Genomic DNA, 17,870 nt, shown 5'->3' with positions numbered 1-17,870 from the left:
CTGGGGCTCAGGTGGAGTGCATCAGCAGGGGCTCCTGCCGGCGCAGCTCGCGCACCTTGAGCGTGGCGCGGCCCAGGCCGGTCACGGTCAGCACCTGGGCCGGCCCGCCAGTGCCCGCTGGCGGCAACGATGCCGTGACCATCCCCGCAGCCGCCAACACCCTGAGCTTGTCGATCTGGCCCTCGTCCGACACAGCGAGCGGCAACTCGGCATCGGCAATTTCACGAAGGAACTCGATAGGCATGGCATGTGCTCCAGAATTTTTTTGATGCCCGTGGAAATAAGGGCTGCCATGGTGATTTCAAGAACCATGTCGGCGCGTTGAGTGAGACGGCCCGCCGCGCAACCCCTTGGGAGCCTGGGGGCCTACTGGTCCCGCTGCTGCTCCCACAGGGCCCTGGCCGCGGTCAGGCTGACCGCACCGGAATGTGCCTCACGGCATCGCGCTCGGCTTTCGGTATCTCGATGCGCAACACCCCGTCGCGGTACACGGCCACGCCCTGCGCGGCCTGCACGCGCGCAGGCAGTGCCAGGTAGCGGTAGAACGAGCCGTAAGCCCACTGCGACACCTGCCACCCGCCTGTGCGGGCCTGGTGGAACTGTGAGCGCCGCACGCCCCGCACCTTCAGCGCGCGCTCCTGCACCTCGATGCTGAAATCCTCGCGCTGCATGCCCGGCGCATCGATCCGCACGATCACTGCGCGCTCATCCTCCAGCACCGCGGCGGACATGAAGGCCCAGCCCTTGATGCGTGACACCGGGTTGCGCAACGGGCCGGCTTCATCATCGGCTGCTCGGCCAACTGGCGCCCGCAGCGGCGGCCTGTGCTGGTCCCAGGCCTGCCGGGCCCGGGCTAACAGGCCACGCCAGCCGCTGGACATTGCGCTCCACAGGGAGCCCACACCCTGCTTAGGTTTTGCTGCCATAGGGTTCATGTTCATTCTCCGGCAATGGTGGTGTTGTGTGCCCCCCGCAGCTCAGTGGATCGCCACGGGAATCTTGCGCGCCTGCGCATGGGCCTTTTTCGGAATGTGCAGTGACAGCACGCCATCCTTGAGCTGCGCCTGAATGCCGTCGGTATCCAGCTCGCGGCTCAGCACAAAGCTGCGGCGGTAGCGCGGTACGCGCACCTCGGCATGCACCGCCTCCAGGCCCTCCGGCATGCGGGTTTGCACCGTGCCCTCGATCAATAGCGATTCGCCCTCTACCTTGATATCCAGTTGCTCACGCGGCACGCCGGGCATGTCGGCCAGCAAGGTGATGCCATGCGGGTTCTCGAACACGTCCACGGCCGGCAGCACCGAATGCTGCAGATCCTGCTCCACCGCGCTGTTGCCACGGGTGTTGGCGGCGGCAGCGCCGGTGGTGGTGGTGACTTGTTGTTGCTGTTGCTGCGTCATGATGGGTTCTCCTCGATGGTCTGTGGGTTCCGTCGGCCTTCAGTGGATGGCGATGCGCGTGGGCTGGGGCGCTTCCTTGCGGGCGATGCTCACCTGCAGCACGCCGTCCCGGTAGCTCGCGCTCACCTTTTCAGGGTCGATGTCGTCCGGTAGCGAAACGGTGCGCGAGAACGCGCCGTTGCGCCGCTCGCGCGCATAGACCTGCACGCTGGAGTCGTTCTGCGGAATGGTGCTGGCCCGCTCACCCGAGATGCGCAGAATGCCCCGGTCCAGGTCCACGTCGATCTTCGACGGATCGAGGCCGGGCACGAAGGCGTACACCTCCACGCTCGACGGCGTGCGCCCCACGTTCAGGGCCGGCAAGGTGCCCGAGGCAACGGATCGAATGGCGCTCGGCAGGCTGGCAGCGCCGAACACGTCGTCGAGTTCACGGCGCAGCCGCTCGAAATGACCGAACAGGCTGCCTGGATGATTCAACAGCGATGCATACATGGTGGGTCCTCCAAGGGGTGGGTTGATGAACACACCGGCAGGACGGACACCGTCCTGGCCGGCTCGGAAGGAAAAATAGAGCCGGCCAAAAGAGTTTCAAGAGGGTTTTTTTGCAGGCGTGAAACCCTGTCTTCACAGGCGGTGCAGCCTGCGGGGGGGCGTCAAAAAGCGCAAGGTGCAACAGGTGCGCCATTGCCCCCCGCCATTCGCCGTCTGCCATCTACGTGCGCACCGGACGGCGTGCTGTGGACATCGGTCGGCGTCACCGCCGGCATCGACCTCGCCCTGGCCCTGGTGGAAGAGGATTTTGGCCACGCCCTGGCGCTGGAGGTGGCGCGCGACCTGGTCATGTACCTCAAGCGCCCAGGCGGCCAATCCCAGTTCAGCGTGCAACTGGCCAGCCAGGGCACCGCCCACCGCGACATCCAGGCAGTGCAGACCTGGGTGCTCGACCACCTGGCCGAACCCATGCCCCTGGCCGCGCTGGCCGCCCGCGCCGCCATGAGCGAGCGGCACTTTCGCCGGGTGTTCGTGCAGGAGACGGGGCAAACGCCCTCGGCGTTTGTCGATGCGGCGCGGCTGGAAGGGCGTGGCGCTTGCTGGAGTCAGCATCACAGCAGCAGGGTGGAGCAACACGGCCTCTCAAAACCGTGGCCGCGCGAGTGGGCATGGGGTCGGAGCAGGCGCTAAGGCAGCTGTTTGTGCGGCATCTGGGGATTACGCCGCAAGCGTATCGGGAGAGGTTTGGGGCCGGGGAGGCAGTGATTTGGATGAGTCTTTGACTCAACGCTTAACAATGCAAGCCGCCACTTTTAAGGTTATCCTTGTAAAAATATGTACAACTACATGTGTCAATTAAAACTTGACTGGTACTACGGTTGGTGATAATCCAAATTAACATGGCAGCGTAAGAGCTGGTGGGGCGGGCATGATGGGATGGATGTACGGATTGCGGCAGGTGATTTATAGAAATGAATCTCCTAATACTTTGAATGAATGCGCCAATAACGGCTGGTTCTCTTTTTCGGGATCCGAGTTGGTTATTGTTTTCGTTCATGGATTTTTGTCCGATTCAAATAAATGCTGGCGTTCATCCAGCGGATCTTATTGGCCAAAAATAGTCATGGATGATAGTCGATTTAGTGGTGCTTCTGTTTATCTCGGCGGCTTTCATACGTCTATTAATTCTGGTGAATATGATATTAGGCAGTGTGCCTCTGAATTAATTGATTCGTTGAGATTGAAAGATGCTGATCAAAAATGTCCATTGGACTTTCAAAATTTTCTATTTGTTTGCCACAGTCTTGGCGGTGTGGTGTGTCGGCGCATGCTCGAAGAATCTTCGCAAAGGTTTTCTGGAAAAACGATTGGACTTTTCTTGGTTGCATCGCCTACTCTGGGCTCTGAATACGCAGATAATTGGGGTGCGGTGGGGCGGCTCTATGGTAATAAAATTGCTTCAGAGCTGAAAAAAAGTAGTGCGGCACTGGTGGATATTGATGAGCGTTTTCGGAAGCTTCTGGAATATAATCGGTTTAATGCTTTGGTCGGAGCGGAGGTTTGTGAGCAAAATGGACCTATTATGTCGAAGTATCTCCCTATTAGGACTAAGCCAATTGTTGCTGCAGAAAATGCGGCAAGATATTTTGGATCGACAAAAATTATTGCCAAGACAAATCATTCTACTATTGCTAAGCCTTCTTCGTTAGAGGACGCTTCTCATAAGAGTCTTGCTCTTTTTTACCAAGAGAAGCTGAAGCCAGTGTTGTTGCGCAGTTCGCTAAATTTTAAGTCTAGTAAGGCGCTTCTCCCGGTGGCAAATCCATTGTTCGAGGTTTATGGCGGCGCGCATTCTGAATTTTACGTTGTGCGGCCTATTGACGAGTCGTTGGCCGTTAAAATAAAAAATCGCAGCGTTTGGATATACGGGAAATCGGGTGTAGGGAAGACCTCATTGGCTAAGCGCGTAATTGAACGGCTTGGAGGAAAAACGGCTGAAATTCATTTGGGCCATCTGGATGATGCGTCGGCTAAAGATCAGCTGTTAGTGGATATTATTTTTCGACTTAGTCCTGATGAGGATGTTAATCAGCTAAATCTCCACCAGCGAGCGGTACAGTTGATTAATGAAAGGACGGCGGAAACAACTATTCCGATTTTTTTGGATGAAGTTCCTATCGCGCCCGATGGGATTTCTGTGCTGGCTAATATGATTGGTAATATTCTGGATGCTGCTAAGCAAGCTAATTCGAATAATGTTAATTTTCTGATTTGTTCGATATCAGCACCTCCGAGTGATTCGATTTCTCAAAAAATGCGAGAACGTATTAATTTTGTTGAGGCGGAGCTATGGGCTGACGAATATTTGAAGGTGCTTTTTGATATGATTGCGAGGCAATTAAATCTAGTTGATTTCGTGGCTAATGAGCGTTCATCTGTTATAGAAGGTGCTAAAGGGCTGCCTCGCTTTATAAAGAACTTTTTCAGGGCGATTCATCACGCGGATGACCGAGTGAGCTCACAAATGGCGTTAGCGAGAGCGTTGAGTGAGGTCAAATGATGAAACAAGAGAAAGTTCTCAAGCCGCTGCCAATTGTTCCACCAGAGCTTTATGTAGAGCGAAGTGCAGATCGGCAGCTCGCAAGAATTTTAAATGACATGGGTCGGCCTGGCTACGTTCTTGTGGCTCGGCAAATGGGGAAAACGAATCTACTTCTGAATGCAAAGCGCGCGTTCGAATACGCTGAAAATAGTTTTGTATTTCTTGACTGTTCTAATGGTTTTCATGATTCACGTTCATTTTTTAGAAATATCATCGATACTTTTTTTGATATCACTACTTTTGAATTGAATGAGGGGTGGAAAAATTCTCTTCTTTCAAAAAGAAGTTCCTTGTCTAGACCTCCTCACAAAGAACATGAGGCCGAGCTGCGTGATATTCTTTCCGTGTTTCCCGGAAAGCTCATAGTTTGCTTGGATGAAATCGATGCATTGAATAAGTGGACTTATTCGGATCAGGTTTTTTCATTTATAAGAAGTGTGTATTTTCTTCGAAGTAACTTCCCTGTTTTTGAGCGGTTGACTTATGTTTTGTCTGGGGTGGCTGAACCGGCGGATATCATTAAGAACAAGGATATTTCACCTTTTAATATTGGCGAAAAAATTTATCTTGATGACTTTTCTTTAGAAGAGACGAAGCAGTTGCTGGATAAGTCAATATTGCCCAAGGATGATTTTATTGCGAAAAGCATATACGATTGGGCCAGTGGACACCCCAGAATTACTTGGGATATGGCTTCTGAGTTGGAGGATCTGTATGGGGAGGGGCGAGTATTGTCGCCCAGTTTGGTTGATGAAGTTGCAAAAAGACTATACATGTCTGATGTTGAGAGTGCTCCAATTGATAATATTAAGCGTTTGGCTCGGGAGAATAAGGATATTAGGGCGGCACTGATTGCAATGCAGTATGGCACATCAGCTATTCTTACGGAATCAATTAGAGCTAAACTTTATCTTGCCGGAATTACCAAGATGGCTGAAAAGCAAGAAATGGTTTCCTTTAAAAATAAAGTTTTGGAAGAGTCGCTGTCGTTTAATTTTTTGATAACTCTGCCATCAGAGTCTACTAGGGAGGTTATTGACAAAGGTGTGCAGAGCTTTAATAACGAAAATTACTATGTCGCTGCGAACGAGTTCATTGAGGCACTGAAGATTGCGAAAGGCGCAGAAGAAGTCGAAGCTCAGCTATGGCTGGCAAGAGCGCAGTTTTATTCCGGCGAATTTCTGGATGTGATCGAGAATTTAAGCAGTCAAAAGCTACTGACTCATCCAGATGCGGGAAAAGGCGACTTAGTTGAAATTTCCTATCTCAAAGGCTCTGCACATTTGCATAGTGAGAAATTTTCCGAGGCTGTGGTTGAGTTGCGCAGTCTTTTGGATATTAAATATTCAGGTAGGTTTTATTATGAGGCGGCGGTTGACTACATATATGCGGCACTTGAGGGGCCTGAAACAATACCTCTGGATGGTATAGAAAGCCTTTGCAAAAAGCTGTTGGATGATCGCGCAGAGCTTTTAGGCTCTACTTACCTGTTCAGGCCGCAAACAGAAATCTTAGCTCGCGTGCATTATTGTTTCGCTAAAACACTTTTACGCCAAGGTGCGCGTGAGCGTGCTGCTTCAGTTGCAAGTTCTGGGATGGAGTTTGCCGCAATAAACACTAAAATTTTGCTGCTTTTGGTACTGTTTGATGCTGGAAGCAATAAGGTAAAAAATACTGTCATAAATCAGGGGTTGGCATTTCTTAAAGGGTGCAAAGGATTCTCCAGTTTTGCGTTCTTAAAGCCTGATACGGTAGATGTTAAGACACTCTTTGATGTGCTTCGTAGACTACCCGTCAATCAAGTATCACAGGCGATGTCCTATATTTACTCTGAAGCGAAAATTGGCTTGAGTCAATCGAAGGTTTTTCCTGAGCTTGCAAATTTGGCATTTTCTCGTAGTGACAATGCTTTGACAGCGGCTTTTTTAGAGGTGGGTCTCAATGCGCAATTTGAGGAATTTAATTTATTAGAGCGTAGAAATATGTGGCGCTCTATTATGTTTATTTCGCCTGAAAAGATTTCAAAATATGGAAGGGATTTTATCGATTCTTTTGATGATATGCATTCGCCTAGGGCGGAGGATGTGAGGATATTGAATAATATTGCAATTCATAGCATGAATGGAGCTGGTTTTTCGACATCGAATAAAGCAGTTGAATTGCTAAAAGTATTTCTAAAGGAAAATCCTAGTCTTCCGGAGTTGGAGCGAAATAGTTTAGTATTGTTGATTGAATTTATTGATGCACATATAGCTTTTGCGTCACATCCAACGCATGGGCAAATAGCTGCTGCTAGATTTTTGCACGAAAAAATTTCAGCTTTAGGGGATTTTGTTTTTCAAGGCTTTAATAGGAATCATGGGCGTCTTATGCAGTCGCAATTGACGTGGTTGCTTGCGAAGTTTGGTTCGCGCGTGGATGTTAGAAATGGATTAAAAATAAAGCCTAATGACTATGTGTTGGTGAAATATGGCGATAAGACTATCAGGGGGAAGTTTAAAAAATATGAAAATGATATTAGGCGAGGGGTTTGTGAGTTGATTGGGAAGGCTGATTGAGGGGTACGTTGATTCTGGCTTATTTTGATTCGGCATTGATTTAAATTTTTGATATTGAGTTCTGCAAAGAGCTTCTACGGTATCTTTTTTGAGTGGTTTCGATTTGAAGCCTGCCGCCAGAGGCGCAATGCTGGCGCCTCTATCAACCGGTGAGTCTTAAAACCCCGCACTCCAAAAAGAAAAGCGCGTGGCCGCCGCCCTTTCACGGCTGCGGTCAGGCGCTTCGGTCTGGCAACCAAGGCGCACGATGGTGCGTCCTAAAGGTATCCAAGCAATCTTTCACAAAACGCCTCCTCCTGCTTCTTGCTCACAGAAGGCAACAACACAGTTAACAGCAGACCGCCGCCACCGCCAGCAGCGATGCCGACAGTGGCCGGGTCACCAGCACATTCCAGTCCCCGCGCGACAGCAGCAATGCGCGGCATACGCTCTCTTCATCATGGGCCCCAAATCAGCAGCAGCAACGGGGCAGGTTCGGAGACGAGCTTGTGGAACACGTAGCTCACCACGCCGAAGACGGCCACCATCCAGATCTCGAAAGTGTTGTTGATCTCGGAGTACACGCCAATCGCGTAGAACAGCACGATGGCGGGGAACAGCCACTTGTAGGGGATGGACAACAGCTTGAGCCACAGGCCTATCATGGGCAGGGTCAGCACCACCAGCACCAGGTTGTCGAGCCACATCGATGTGATCAGGCCCCAGAACAGGGCGGGGCTGGATGTTGTGGGTGGTCGTAGTGCCCATTACCAGCGCTATCAATGCGTGGGGGAATGCTCAAGCCTCAGCCGCGGGATGAGCGCGGTCCGAGCACCCACCTGCAAGGGCTTTGAGCATGAAAAAGCCCGCCGAAGCGGGCTTGTCTGTTGTGCCATGCCGCAAAGGCCAATAAGGCCTTCGTAAGGCAACTGCCGATCAGCGCTTGCCGATGGGCGGCACATCCCGGCGCACGGAGCCCGTGAACAGCTGGCGTGGGCGGCCGATCTTGTACTCGGGGTCGCCGATCATTTCGTTCAGCTGGGCGATCCAGCCGACCGTGCGGGCCAGGCTGAAGATGCCGGTGAACAGGTTCACGGGGATGCCGATGGCGCGCTGCACGATGCCGGAGTAGAAGTCCACGTTCGGGTAGAGCTTGCGCTGCACGAAGTAGTCGTCTTCCAGGGCGATCTTTTCCAGTTCCTTGGCCAGCTTGAACAGGGGGTCGTTTTCCAGGCCCAGTTCGGCCAGCACTTCGTTGCAGGTTTCCTGCATGAGCTTGGCGCGGGGGTCGTAGTTCTTGTACACGCGGTGGCCAAAGCCCATGAGCTTGACGCCGGAGTTCTTGTCCTTGACCTGCTTGATGAACTCGCCGATCTTTTCCACGCCGCCTTGGGCCTGGATGTCATACAGCATGTTCAGCGCTGCTTCGTTGGCGCCGCCGTGGGCAGGGCCCCACAGGCAGGCCACGCCGGCGGCGATGGCTGCGAACGGGTTGGTGCCCGACGAGCCGCACAGGCGCACGGTGGAGGTCGATGCGTTCTGCTCGTGGTCTGCGTGCAGGATGAAGATGCGGTCCAGCGCGCGTTCCAGCACGGGGTTGACCTTGTACTCTTCGCAGGGCGTGCCGAACATCATGCGCAGGAAGTTGCCTGCGTAGCTCAGGTTGTTCTGCGGGTACATGTAGGGCTGGCCCACGCCGTACTTGTACGCCATGGCCACCAGGGTGGGCATCTTGGCGATCAGGCGGATGGCAGCGATCTCGCGGTGCTGCGGGTTGTTGATGTCCGTGCTGTCGTGGTAGAAGGCCGACAGGGCGCCCACCAGGCCGGTCAGCACGGCCATGGGGTGCGCGTCACGGCGAAAGCCCCGCAGGAAGAACTGCATCTGCTCGTTGACCATGGTGTGGTTGGTCACGCGGCTGGTGAAGTCGGTCTTCTGGGCTTCGTTGGGCAGGTCACCGTACAGCAGCAGGTGGCAGGTTTCCAGGAAGTCGCAGTTCTGGGCCAACTGCTCAATGGGGTAGCCGCGGTACAGCAGTTCGCCCTTGTCGCCATCGATGTAGGTGATGGCCGACTGGGTCGCTGCCGTCGACAGGAAGCCCGGGTCATAGGTGAACATGCCCGTTTGCGCGTACAGCTTGCGGATGTCGATGACATCCGGGCCAATGCTGCCCTGGTAGACCGGCAGGTCTACGCTGGGGCTGCCGTTACTGAACGACAGGGTGGCTTTGTTGTCAGCTAGCTTCATTGTTACTTTCCTTGGGTAGGTTTGCCGGAATTCCGGTGGTAAGGGGCCCTGTCTCCAGGTCAGGCCCGGGGCCGCGCTGCGCCACCACTGAGCCGCAGCATGCCGAGTACTTCACGCACTTCTTCTGTATCGAGCGGACCTTCGGGCTCACGGCGGGCGAGCACCAGGTCCAAAAGGTCGTTGTCCGCCAGGTCCATCAACTGGGTCATGCCGTAGGCCTGGCGCCAGTTGATGGTGGCCCCGTGCAGCGCAAAGAAGTTCTCGATGTAGAGATCGTTCTCCAGCAGGCCGCGGCGCGAGCGCCAGTGCAGTTTGGCGCGCTCGCGGTCGTCCAGCAGGTCGGTAGGGGCCGGCGTCTGGGCGACGGGGGTCAGGGTCTCGGACATGGCAGTACGGGTCTCAAGAGGGTCAGACAGTGCGGCGCACCATCAGTTCCTTGATCTTGCCGATGGCCATCGTGGGGTTGAGGCCCTTGGGGCACACGTCCACGCAGTTCATGATGGTGTGGCAGCGGAACAGGCGGTACGGGTCTTCCAGGTTATCCAGGCGCGCACCCGTGGCTTCGTCGCGGCTGTCGGCGATGAAGCGGTAGGCCTGCAGCAGGCCGGCGGGGCCCACGAACTTGTCGGGGTTCCACCAGAAGCTGGGGCAGCTCGTGGAGCAGCTCGCGCACAGGATGCACTCGTACAGGCCGTTGAGCTCTTCGCGCTCTTCGGGGCTCTGCAGGCGTTCCTTCTCGGGGGCCAGGTCCTCGGTGATGAGGTAGGGCTTGATCGAGTTGTACTGCTTGAAGAACTGCGTCATGTCCACGATCAGGTCGCGGATCACCGGCAGGCCGGGCAGGGGCTTCAGAACAATGGTGCCCTTGAGGGTGTTCATGTTCGTCAGGCACGCCAGGCCGTTCTTGCCGTTGATGTTCATCGCGTCCGAGCCGCACACGCCTTCGCGGCACGAACGGCGGAACGACAGCGACGGGTCCTGCTCCTTGAGCTTGACCAGGGCGTCCAGCAGCATGCGCTCGTGGCCATCGAGTTCGATCTCGATGGTCTGCATGTAGGGCTTGGCGTCCTTGTCCGGATCGTAGCGGTAGATTTGAAAGGTGCGCTTCATGTTGTTCTTTCGTGAGGCTGCTGGTTCATCAGAACGTACGGACCTTGGGAGGCACGCTGTCCACCGTCAGGGGCTTGAGGTTCACAGGCTTGTAGGTCAGGCTGTTGTTCGCGCTGTGCCACAGGGTGTGCTTCATCCACTCCTTGTCGTTGCGGCCCAGCGGGAACTCAGCGTGGTCGGCAGGGTGCTCGTAGTCGTACACCGTGTGCGCGCCACGGCATTCGCGGCGGGCCGCGGCCGAGGTCATCGTGGCCTGGGCCACTTCGATCAGGTTGTCGACTTCCAGGGCTTCCATGCGGGCCGTGTTCCAGACCTTGGACTTGTCCTTCAGGGTCACGCCGCCCACGCGTTCGCGGATGGCGTTGATCTTGACCGTGCCTTCGTCCATGCTGGCCTGCGTGCGGAACACGCCGGCGTGCTGCTGCATGCTCGAGCGGATGTCGTTGGCCACGTCCTGGGCGTAGATGCCTTCGGTAGAGTCCTGCAGCTGGTTCAGGCGCGCCAGGGTGCGCTCTGCACCGTCGGCAGGCACGGCCAGGTTGTCGCCAAAGCCCTTCACGTAGCTCACGATGTGCTTGCCGGCCGACTTGCCGAAGACCAGCAGGTCCAGCAGCGAGTTGGTGCCCAGGCGGTTGGCGCCGTGCACCGAGACGCACGAGCATTCGCCCACGGCGTAGAGGCCGTTGACCACGTTGTTCTGCTGGCCGTCGTGCACCACGACCTGGCCGTTGATGTTGGTGGGGATGCCACCCATCTGGTAGTGGATGGTGGGCACCACAGGGATCGGTTCCTTGGTGATGTCCACGTTGGCGAAGTTGTGGCCGATCTCTTCCACCGATGGCAGGCGCTTGCGGATGGTGTCCGCGCCCAGGTGATCGAGCTTCATCAGGATGTAGTCCTTGTTCGGACCACAGCCACGGCCTTCCTTGATTTCCTGGTCCATCGAGCGCGACACGAAGTCACGCGGTGCCAGGTCCTTCAGGGTGGGCGCATAGCGCTCCATGAAGCGCTCGCCATTGCTGTTGAGCAGGATGGCGCCTTCGCCGCGGCAGCCTTCGGTCAGCAGCACGCCCGCGCCGGCCACGCCGGTGGGGTGGAACTGCCAGAACTCCATGTCCTGCAGCGGGATGCCGGCACGTGCCGCCATGCCCAGGCCGTCGCCGGTGTTGATGAAGGCGTTGGTCGACGCCGCGAAGATGCGGCCCGCGCCGCCGGTGGCCAGCAGCACGGCCTTGGCGTGCAGCTCGTACAGGTCGCCGGTTTCCAGCTCCAGCGCGGTCACGCCGACCACGTCGCCCTGGGTGTTGCGGATCAGGTCCAGCGCCATCCACTCCACGAAGAAGTTGGTCTTGGACTTCACGTTCTGCTGGTACAGCGTGTGCAGCATGGCGTGGCCGGTGCGGTCGGCCGCGGCGCAGGCGCGCTGCACGGGCTTTTCACCGTAGTTGGCGGTGTGGCCGCCGAAGGGGCGCTGGTAGATGGTGCCGTCGGGGTTGCGGTCGAACGGCATGCCGAAGTGTTCGAGCTCGATCACCACGTTCGGCGCTTCGCGGCACATGAACTCGATGGCGTCCTGGTCGCCCAGCCAGTCCGAGCCCTTGATGGTGTCGTAGAAGTGGTAGTGCCAGTTGTCCTCACTCATGTTGCCCAGCGATGCGGACACGCCGCCCTGCGCTGCCACCGTGTGCGAGCGGGTGGGGAAGACCTTGGACAGGCAGGCCACGTTCAGGCCTGCGCGGGACAGTTCCAGCGAGGCGCGCATGCCGGAGCCGCCGGCGCCGACGATGACGACGTCGAACTTGCGCTTGGTGATGTTAGCTTTGGAGTAGCTCATTGTTGTTTGCCTTCAGTCGCGGGGGGGATCAATCAGAGACGCCACAGAACCTGGATGCCCCAGCCGGCGCAGCCGACGAGCCAGACGATGGTGAAAACCTGCAGCACCAGGCGCAGGCCCACGGGCTTGATGTAGTCCATCAGGACTTCGCGCACGCCCACCCAGGCGTGCCAGGCCAGCGAAATGATCACGGTGAAAGTCAGCACCTTCATCCACTGGGCCGAGAAGATGCCGGCCCACTTGTCGTAGCCGATGGGGCCCTTGTTGAAGATCACCTGGACCAGCAGGGCCAGTGTGAACAGCGCCATCAGGATGGCGGTAACGCGCTGGCTGAGCCAGTCGCGCAGGCCATAGTGGGCGCCGACGACGACGCGCTTGGAACCGTAATTGACGGACATGGATGTTTTCCTTTTGTCTTGTTCTGCGTGGAGCACTTGGGGCAGCGGCCGCTGCCTTTTTTTATGGGGTTTGTCGAGCGGTCAGTACAGGCCGAACAGCTTGGCACCCAGCACCAGGGTCAGGGGGATACTGATGGCGAGCACGGCCAGGGCCGAGGTCTTGCCGAACTGCTTGTTCACGGCGCTGTGGCTCACATCCATCCACAGGTGGCGCAGGCCGGCCGTGAAGTGGTGCAGGTACGACCAGATCAGGGCCAGGGCCGCGAGCTTGACGAACCAGCCGGGCACGAAGCCGATGCCGATGTTGAACGCAGCGGTGAAGCGGGCGAACGAGATTTCGGACGACACCGAGGTGTCGAACATCCAGATGATGAAAGGCAGCAACAGGAACATGATCAGCCCGCTGCCGCGGTGCAGGATCGAGACCCACGCTGCAGGAGTCATGCGGTAGGTGGTCAGGTCCTTGAAGGCATTGATGTTGCGGAATTCAGGCCGTTTTTTGGCGAGTTCGGTCATGTTTTGTGCTTTCGTGGATGTAACTGCTTTGTAATTTGGACATGCAAAGAACGCAAAATTCTATTGCAACGCAACACACGCGGTTTCAAGTCGCCCCTAATGCCGACATTTCCGCTCAGTTGCCAGGGTAGTGTCAGCTCAGTTCATTACGGTAGTGGTGGGTGTCCGTGAGGTACAGCCCGCGCCGTAACTCCATCGGAACGTCGTTGTAGGTATACGCAATGCGCTCCACGCTGAGCAGCGGCGTGCCCGGTGCCACCTTCAGCACCGCAGCCTGTTCGGTATCAGGCAACACGGCTCGTATTTTCTCCTCGGCGCGCACCATGCGCACGCCGAAATCGATTTCGAACATCGCGTAGGTCGGGCCCTGGTAGCTGGCCAGCTGGTCTGCCGTCAGCCCTTTGAAAGCCTGGCCCGGCAGCCAGATGTCCTCGAGGATGGTGGGCACGCCCGCAAACGACAGCACGCGCCGCGCCTGCACCACCGGGTCGGCGCTGCGCAGCGCCAGCGCGCGCGCCACGTCGGCGCTGGCGCGCACGCGCTTGCAGTCGATCACCTGGCGCTGGGCGCGGCCCTCCACGCGGGCGTCGCCGGTGTCGGGCATGAGCTTCAAAAAGCGGTACTGCACATGCTGCTCGGCATGCGTGGCCACGAAGGTGCCCTTGCCCTGGCGGCGCATCACCAGGTTCTCGGCCGCCAGCTCGTCGATGGCCTTGCGCACCGTGCCCTGGCTCACCCGAAAGCGCGCGGCCAGGTCCATCTCGCTGGGGATCGCCTCGCCGGGCTTCCACTCGCCCTGCTGCAGGCTTTGCAGAATCAGGCCCTTGATCTGCTGGTACAGCGGGCTGAAAGCCGGCGTGGCAGAGCCCGCGCTGGCCGCAGGCTGTGCAGGGGTGTCGGCGTTGAGCGGTAGCGAGGACATGGCAGTCGGAGAATGGGGCTGTGGCTGGGGGCGTGTGGTGCGCTGCGAACGGGCAGGCGCACACCTTCCCCAGTTTGCTTTTTCAGGGTCCCGATCATATCTTATATAAGACATAAGACAAATTGACCAGGGTATTGAATCGGCGGTACACTCCAAGGCTGTTTTGCGGGGCACGGGCTGCTGGTAACAGGCGCTGGTGCTTGCGTTGCACACACCCCCTGATTTCCTCACTTCCCTGGAGTTCTCACCATGAGCAAGAAGCCCGTTCGCGTTGCCGTCACCGGCGCCGCTGGTCAAATCGGTTACGCACTGCTGTTCCGTATCGCCTCCGGCGAAATGCTGGGCAAGGACCAGCCGGTCATTCTGCAACTGCTCGAAGTCCCTGTCGAAGGCCCCCAGAAGGCGCTCAAGGGCGTGATGATGGAGCTGGACGACTGCGCGTTCCCGCTGCTGGTCGGCATGGAAGCCCACAGCGACCCGATGACCGCCTTCAAGGACGCCGACTACGCGCTGCTGGTCGGTTCGCGCCCACGTGGCCCGGGCATGGAACGCGCCGAGCTGCTGGCCGTCAACGGCGCCATCTTCACGGCACAGGGCAAGGCCCTGAACGCCGTGGCTTCGCGCAACGTGAAGGTGCTGGTCGTCGGCAACCCCGCCAACACCAACGCCTACATCGCCATGAAGTCGGCACCTGACCTGCCACGCAAGAACTTCACCGCCATGCTGCGCCTGGACCACAACCGCGCTGCCAGCCAGATCGCTGCCAAGACCGGCAAGGCCGTGGCCGACATCGAGAAGCTGACCGTCTGGGGCAACCACTCGCCCACGATGTACGCCGACTACCGTTTCGCCACCATCAACGGCGAAAGCGTCGCCAAGATGATCAACGACCAGGAATGGAACGCCAACACCTTCCTGCCCACCGTGGGCAAGCGCGGCGCCGCCATCATCGAAGCGCGCGGCCTGTCGTCGGCTGCTTCGGCTGCCAACGCCGCCATCGACCACATGCGCGACTGGGCCCTGGGCACCAACGGCCAGTGGGTCACCATGGGCATCCCGTCGGACGGCCAGTACGGCATCCCCAAGGACACCATGTTCGGCTTCCCTGTCACCTGCGAAAACGGCGAGTACAAGCTGGTCGAAGGCCTGGAGATCGACGCCTTCTCGCAAGAGCGCATCGACAAGACCCTGGCCGAGCTGCAAGGCGAGCAAGACGGCGTCAAGCACCTGCTGTAATCGGTAGCCAAAAGTCCTTCATGGCCGACTGGAACCCCGCGCTCTACCGCCGCTTCGAGGACGAGCGCACGCGCCCGGCCGATGAGCTGCTGGCGCGTGTGCCCCTGGCAGAGGCCACCCATGTGGTGGACCTGGGCTGCGGGCCGGGCAATTCCACCGAGCTGCTGGTGCGGCGCTTTCCAAAGGCGCAGGTCACCGGCATCGACACCTCGGCGGCCATGCTGGCCAGCGCGCGCGAGCGCCTGCCCGGCACGGCCTTCGAACAAGGCGACATCGCCACCTGGGTGCCCACCGTGGCACCCGACCTGATTTACGCCAACGCTGCCCTGCAATGGGTGGCGGGGCACGAAACCCTGGTTCCCCGGTTGTTCAGCCTGCTCGCCCCCGGCGGCGTGCTGGCCATCCAGATGCCCGACAACCGGCAACAACCCTCGCACCGCCTGATGCGCGACATCGCCGGGCAGTCGCCCTGGCGCGAGCCCATCGGCGATGCCGACAGCGTGCGCACCGAACTGGCCACCATCGCCGGCTACTACGACATGCTGGCCAGGGAGGCCGCCCTGGTGGACGTGTGGCACACCGTCTACCAGCACGTCATGCCCACGGCCGGCTCCATCGTCGACTGGCTGCGCAGCACCGGCCTGCGCCCCTTCCTCGACGCGCTGCCGGACGACGCCCTGCGCGCCAGTTTCCTGGCCGAGTACGAGCGCCGCATCGCCGAGGCCTACCCCGAGCGCAGCGACGGCAACCGCCTGCTGGCCTTTCCGCGCATGTTCATCGTTGCGCAGCGCCGTCCATCATGAGCACCGTGTCCGCACCCGCACACCCTGCCAGCGTATTGTTGGGCGCCCAGGCGGCCGCTGTGCGCCTGCCCGTCTGCGACCACTACAGCGGCGTGGAAGCGCGCATGAAAAAGAGCCTGCAGCTGCAGGCCGAGATGAGCGCCGAGTTCGGCCACTGCGTCTTCGACGTCACCCTGGACTGCGAAGACGGCGCCCCCGTGGGCCAGGAGCGCGAGCACGCCGCCCTGGTCGCGTCGCTGGTGCTGGGCGCCGCTGATGGCGCGCGCGTGGCCGCCCGCGTACACACCGTGGACCACGCCGCCTTTGCCAACGACATGGCCACCATTGCCGGCGAGGCTGGCCACCGCCTGTCGCACATCATGGTGCCCAAGGTCGAGTCGGTGGACGACGTGCTGCACGCCGAGAAGGCGCTGCTCGCCGCATCGGCCGGCCACCTGCCGCTGCACGTGCTGATCGAATCGCCCGCCGCCGTGCACCGCGCCTTCGAGATCGCCGCGCACCCGCGCGTGCAGAGCATCAGCTTCGGGCTCATGGATTTTGTCTCCGCGCACGGCGGGGCCATCCCCGCGTCGGCCATGGGCTCGCGCGGCCAGTTCGAGCACCCGCTGGTGGTGCGCGCCAAGCTCGAGATCGCCGCCGCCTGCCACGCGCACGGCAAGGTGCCATCGCACTGCGTGGTCACCGAGTTTTCCGACACCGCTGCCATGCAGGCCGCCGCCACCCGCGCCTCGCAGGAGCTTGGCTACACCCGCATGTGGAGCATCCACCCCGGCCAGATCCGCCCCATCCTGCAGGCCTTCGCGCCGCAGCAGGACGAGATCGACGTGGCCGCCCGCATCACTGTTTCCGCGGCGCAGGCCGACTGGGCGCCCATCAGCCACGATGGCACCCTGCACGACCGCGCCAGCTACCGCTACTACTGGCAGGTGCTCGAACGCGCCCACCAGACCGGGCGCGCACTGCCGCCCCAAGTAGCCCACTGGTTTGCTGCTTCCCCCGCTCCCCACCACGCTTGAAACCTTAAGCAGGACTCTCCCCATGAAATCACTGATTCTCACGTCCGCCCTGATGCTGGTGGCCCCTGGCCTTGCCCTGGCGCAGGCCGCTGCAGAGCCCGCCAAGAAGAGCGCGCCCGCTGCGAAGAAAGAAGCCGCTCCCAAGAAGGACACGGCTGCAGCCAAGCCGGCCGCCAAGCCCGCGGCCAAGACCGCCGAGGCCAAGGACAAGGCCCCTGCCAAGAAGACCGCCAAGGCAGAGCCCACCAGCAGCCGCCAGCAGCTGAACACAGCGGCCAACCAGGTGGCGTCCGGCCTCATCGCGGCCGATGCCGCGCTGAGCCCCGAAGAACAGGCCATTGCCCAGAAGGTGCACACCGGCCGCATTGCCTGCGAGCTGGGCGCCTTCGTCAACGTGACGGCCGATCCCGCCATCCCCGGGCGCTTTCACATCGAGGGCAAGGGCTTCAAGTACCACATGACTCCCGTGGTCACCAGCACCGGTGCCGTGCGCCTGGAAGACCAGAAGGGCGGCGCCGTGTGGCTGCAGATCGCCAACAAGTCCATGCTCATGAACCAGAAGCTCGGCCAGCGCCTGGCCGACGAGTGCATGAGCGCCGAGCAGACCCTGGTGGCCGAGGCCGCCAAGAAGGCGCCGCCCCAGAGCGTGTTCGACCCCGCGCCTGCCGCCACGGCCACTGCCACCACCAAATAACCAGAACCCGACGAGACACGGTACCCCCGCGCCGCATGGCCCTTGCAGCCCCGGCGCAACCAC

General features: G+C 59.1%; 17 protein-coding genes and 2 pseudogenes. 7 read left to right on the top strand and 12 right to left on the bottom strand.

Going from position 1 to position 17,870, the window contains the following annotated elements:
- Positions 1–7: 7 nt before the first annotated feature.
- The 4 genes from AC07PF_RS30255 to AC07PF_RS30240 form a co-directional block, all read right to left on the bottom strand.
- Entirely contained in the window at positions 8–244 is a 237-nt protein-coding gene (locus tag AC07PF_RS30255) for a hypothetical protein (RefSeq protein ID WP_494614371.1), read from the bottom strand.
- Between the two features lie 163 nt (positions 245–407).
- Complete coding sequence (locus tag AC07PF_RS30250; protein ID WP_494614370.1) at positions 408–935, bottom strand: Hsp20/alpha crystallin family protein; 528 nt, start codon at positions 933–935, stop codon at positions 408–410.
- Between the two features lie 42 nt (positions 936–977).
- Positions 978–1,400, bottom strand: a complete 423-nt coding sequence (locus AC07PF_RS30245; protein ID WP_494614369.1) for an Hsp20/alpha crystallin family protein — start codon at positions 1,398–1,400, stop codon at positions 978–980.
- Positions 1,401–1,439: 39 nt separating this feature from the next.
- Positions 1,440–1,892: an Hsp20/alpha crystallin family protein gene (locus tag AC07PF_RS30240; RefSeq protein ID WP_145699214.1), complete on the bottom strand. Its 453-nt coding sequence runs from the start codon at positions 1,890–1,892 to the stop codon at positions 1,440–1,442.
- A gap of 243 nt (positions 1,893–2,135) precedes the next feature.
- Between AC07PF_RS30240 and AC07PF_RS30235 the strand changes: the two are divergent.
- The 3 genes and pseudogenes from AC07PF_RS30235 to AC07PF_RS30225 all read left to right on the top strand — a co-directional run.
- Positions 2,136–2,674, top strand: a pseudogene (locus AC07PF_RS30235) (GlxA family transcriptional regulator); the annotation flags it as partial.
- Positions 2,675–2,820: 146 nt separating this feature from the next.
- On the top strand, positions 2,821–4,452 hold the full coding sequence (locus AC07PF_RS30230; protein ID WP_494614368.1) for an alpha/beta hydrolase: 1,632 nt from the start codon (positions 2,821–2,823) through the stop codon (positions 4,450–4,452).
- A complete protein-coding gene (locus AC07PF_RS30225; RefSeq protein ID WP_494614367.1) occupies positions 4,452–7,052 on the top strand; it encodes an AAA-like domain-containing protein in 2,601 nt (866 codons plus the stop codon). The genes AC07PF_RS30230 and AC07PF_RS30225 overlap by 1 nt, the downstream gene beginning before the upstream one ends.
- Before the next feature lie 257 nt (positions 7,053–7,309).
- On the opposite strand, the pseudogene AC07PF_RS30220 reads toward AC07PF_RS30225, so the two are convergent.
- From AC07PF_RS30220 to AC07PF_RS30185, 8 genes and pseudogenes are all read right to left on the bottom strand, one after another.
- Positions 7,310–7,867, bottom strand: a pseudogene (locus AC07PF_RS30220) (tripartite tricarboxylate transporter permease); the annotation flags it as partial.
- Positions 7,868–7,967: 100 nt separating this feature from the next.
- Positions 7,968–9,278 (bottom strand): citrate synthase, encoded by a 1,311-nt coding sequence (locus AC07PF_RS30215; protein WP_494614366.1) that lies wholly within the window; start codon positions 9,276–9,278, stop codon positions 7,968–7,970.
- A 59-nt stretch (positions 9,279–9,337) separates the two neighbouring features.
- Entirely contained in the window at positions 9,338–9,664 is a 327-nt protein-coding gene (locus AC07PF_RS30210; RefSeq protein WP_007848479.1) for a succinate dehydrogenase assembly factor 2, read from the bottom strand.
- Positions 9,665–9,686: 22 nt separating this feature from the next.
- The gene (locus AC07PF_RS30205) at positions 9,687–10,388 is read right to left on the bottom strand and encodes a succinate dehydrogenase iron-sulfur subunit (protein WP_007848477.1); all 702 of its coding nucleotides are present in this window, start codon (positions 10,386–10,388) and stop codon (positions 9,687–9,689) included.
- Positions 10,389–10,416: 28 nt separating this feature from the next.
- The gene (gene sdhA / locus AC07PF_RS30200) at positions 10,417–12,222 is read right to left on the bottom strand and encodes a succinate dehydrogenase flavoprotein subunit (protein ID WP_494614365.1); all 1,806 of its coding nucleotides are present in this window, start codon (positions 12,220–12,222) and stop codon (positions 10,417–10,419) included.
- A gap of 32 nt (positions 12,223–12,254) precedes the next feature.
- Positions 12,255–12,620 (bottom strand): succinate dehydrogenase, hydrophobic membrane anchor protein, encoded by a 366-nt coding sequence (sdhD, locus tag AC07PF_RS30195; RefSeq protein WP_494614364.1) that lies wholly within the window; start codon positions 12,618–12,620, stop codon positions 12,255–12,257.
- Between the two features lie 81 nt (positions 12,621–12,701).
- Positions 12,702–13,136 carry a succinate dehydrogenase, cytochrome b556 subunit gene (sdhC, locus tag AC07PF_RS30190; RefSeq protein ID WP_007848467.1) on the bottom strand — a complete coding sequence of 145 codons (435 nt, stop codon included), beginning with the start codon at positions 13,134–13,136 and terminating at the stop codon, positions 12,702–12,704.
- Positions 13,137–13,269: 133 nt separating this feature from the next.
- Positions 13,270–14,058 (bottom strand): GntR family transcriptional regulator, encoded by a 789-nt coding sequence (locus tag AC07PF_RS30185; protein WP_494614363.1) that lies wholly within the window; start codon positions 14,056–14,058, stop codon positions 13,270–13,272.
- 249 nt (positions 14,059–14,307) lie between these two features.
- On the opposite strand from AC07PF_RS30185, the gene AC07PF_RS30180 reads away from it, so the two are divergent.
- From AC07PF_RS30180 to AC07PF_RS30165, 4 genes are read left to right on the top strand one after another with little or no spacing between them, the layout of a single operon-like run.
- Positions 14,308–15,294, top strand: coding sequence for a malate dehydrogenase (locus AC07PF_RS30180; RefSeq protein ID WP_494614362.1), 987 nt, complete (start codon positions 14,308–14,310; stop codon positions 15,292–15,294).
- Positions 15,295–15,314: 20 nt separating this feature from the next.
- Positions 15,315–16,097, top strand: coding sequence for a trans-aconitate 2-methyltransferase (gene tam / locus AC07PF_RS30175; RefSeq protein ID WP_494614361.1), 783 nt, complete (start codon positions 15,315–15,317; stop codon positions 16,095–16,097).
- On the top strand, positions 16,094–17,113 hold the full coding sequence (locus AC07PF_RS30170) for an HpcH/HpaI aldolase/citrate lyase family protein (RefSeq protein WP_494614360.1): 1,020 nt from the start codon (positions 16,094–16,096) through the stop codon (positions 17,111–17,113). Before tam ends, AC07PF_RS30170 begins: the two co-directional genes overlap by 4 nt.
- 22 nt (positions 17,114–17,135) lie before the next feature.
- On the top strand, positions 17,136–17,807 hold the full coding sequence (locus AC07PF_RS30165; protein WP_494614359.1) for a hypothetical protein: 672 nt from the start codon (positions 17,136–17,138) through the stop codon (positions 17,805–17,807).
- Positions 17,808–17,870: the final 63 nt, after the last annotated feature.

This window comes from Acidovorax sp. GW821-FHT10A04 (assembly GCF_059415825.1).
Note: the sequence above shows the minus strand (reverse complement) of the source record. Positions and strands in the feature narration are given on the sequence as shown.

What these genes read in the sequence shown, in the direction of transcription:
- AC07PF_RS30170 (WP_494614360.1), top strand. Translation starts at nt 16,094, where the DNA reads ATGAGCACCGTGTCCGCACCCGCACACCCTGCCAGCGTATTGTTGGGC.
- AC07PF_RS30180 (WP_494614362.1), top strand. Translation starts at nt 14,308, where the DNA reads ATGAGCAAGAAGCCCGTTCGCGTTGCCGTCACCGGCGCCGCTGGTCAA.
- AC07PF_RS30205 (WP_007848477.1), bottom strand. Translation starts at nt 10,388, where the DNA reads ATGAAGCGCACCTTTCAAATCTACCGCTACGATCCGGACAAGGACGCC.
- AC07PF_RS30215 (WP_494614366.1), bottom strand. Translation starts at nt 9,278, where the DNA reads ATGAAGCTAGCTGACAACAAAGCCACCCTGTCGTTCAGTAACGGCAGC.
- AC07PF_RS30250 (WP_494614370.1), bottom strand. Translation starts at nt 935, where the DNA reads ATGAACCCTATGGCAGCAAAACCTAAGCAGGGTGTGGGCTCCCTGTGG.
- AC07PF_RS30165 (WP_494614359.1), top strand. Translation starts at nt 17,136, where the DNA reads ATGAAATCACTGATTCTCACGTCCGCCCTGATGCTGGTGGCCCCTGGC.
- sdhD (WP_494614364.1), bottom strand. Translation starts at nt 12,620, where the DNA reads ATGTCCGTCAATTACGGTTCCAAGCGCGTCGTCGTCGGCGCCCACTAT.
- sdhC (WP_007848467.1), bottom strand. Translation starts at nt 13,136, where the DNA reads ATGACCGAACTCGCCAAAAAACGGCCTGAATTCCGCAACATCAATGCC.
- AC07PF_RS30230 (WP_494614368.1), top strand. Translation starts at nt 2,821, where the DNA reads ATGATGGGATGGATGTACGGATTGCGGCAGGTGATTTATAGAAATGAA.
- tam (WP_494614361.1), top strand. Translation starts at nt 15,315, where the DNA reads ATGGCCGACTGGAACCCCGCGCTCTACCGCCGCTTCGAGGACGAGCGC.
- AC07PF_RS30185 (WP_494614363.1), bottom strand. Translation starts at nt 14,058, where the DNA reads ATGTCCTCGCTACCGCTCAACGCCGACACCCCTGCACAGCCTGCGGCC.
- sdhA (WP_494614365.1), bottom strand. Translation starts at nt 12,222, where the DNA reads ATGAGCTACTCCAAAGCTAACATCACCAAGCGCAAGTTCGACGTCGTC.
- AC07PF_RS30210 (WP_007848479.1), bottom strand. Translation starts at nt 9,664, where the DNA reads ATGTCCGAGACCCTGACCCCCGTCGCCCAGACGCCGGCCCCTACCGAC.
- AC07PF_RS30255 (WP_494614371.1), bottom strand. Translation starts at nt 244, where the DNA reads ATGCCTATCGAGTTCCTTCGTGAAATTGCCGATGCCGAGTTGCCGCTC.
- AC07PF_RS30225 (WP_494614367.1), top strand. Translation starts at nt 4,452, where the DNA reads ATGAAACAAGAGAAAGTTCTCAAGCCGCTGCCAATTGTTCCACCAGAG.
- AC07PF_RS30245 (WP_494614369.1), bottom strand. Translation starts at nt 1,400, where the DNA reads ATGACGCAGCAACAGCAACAACAAGTCACCACCACCACCGGCGCTGCC.
- AC07PF_RS30240 (WP_145699214.1), bottom strand. Translation starts at nt 1,892, where the DNA reads ATGTATGCATCGCTGTTGAATCATCCAGGCAGCCTGTTCGGTCATTTC.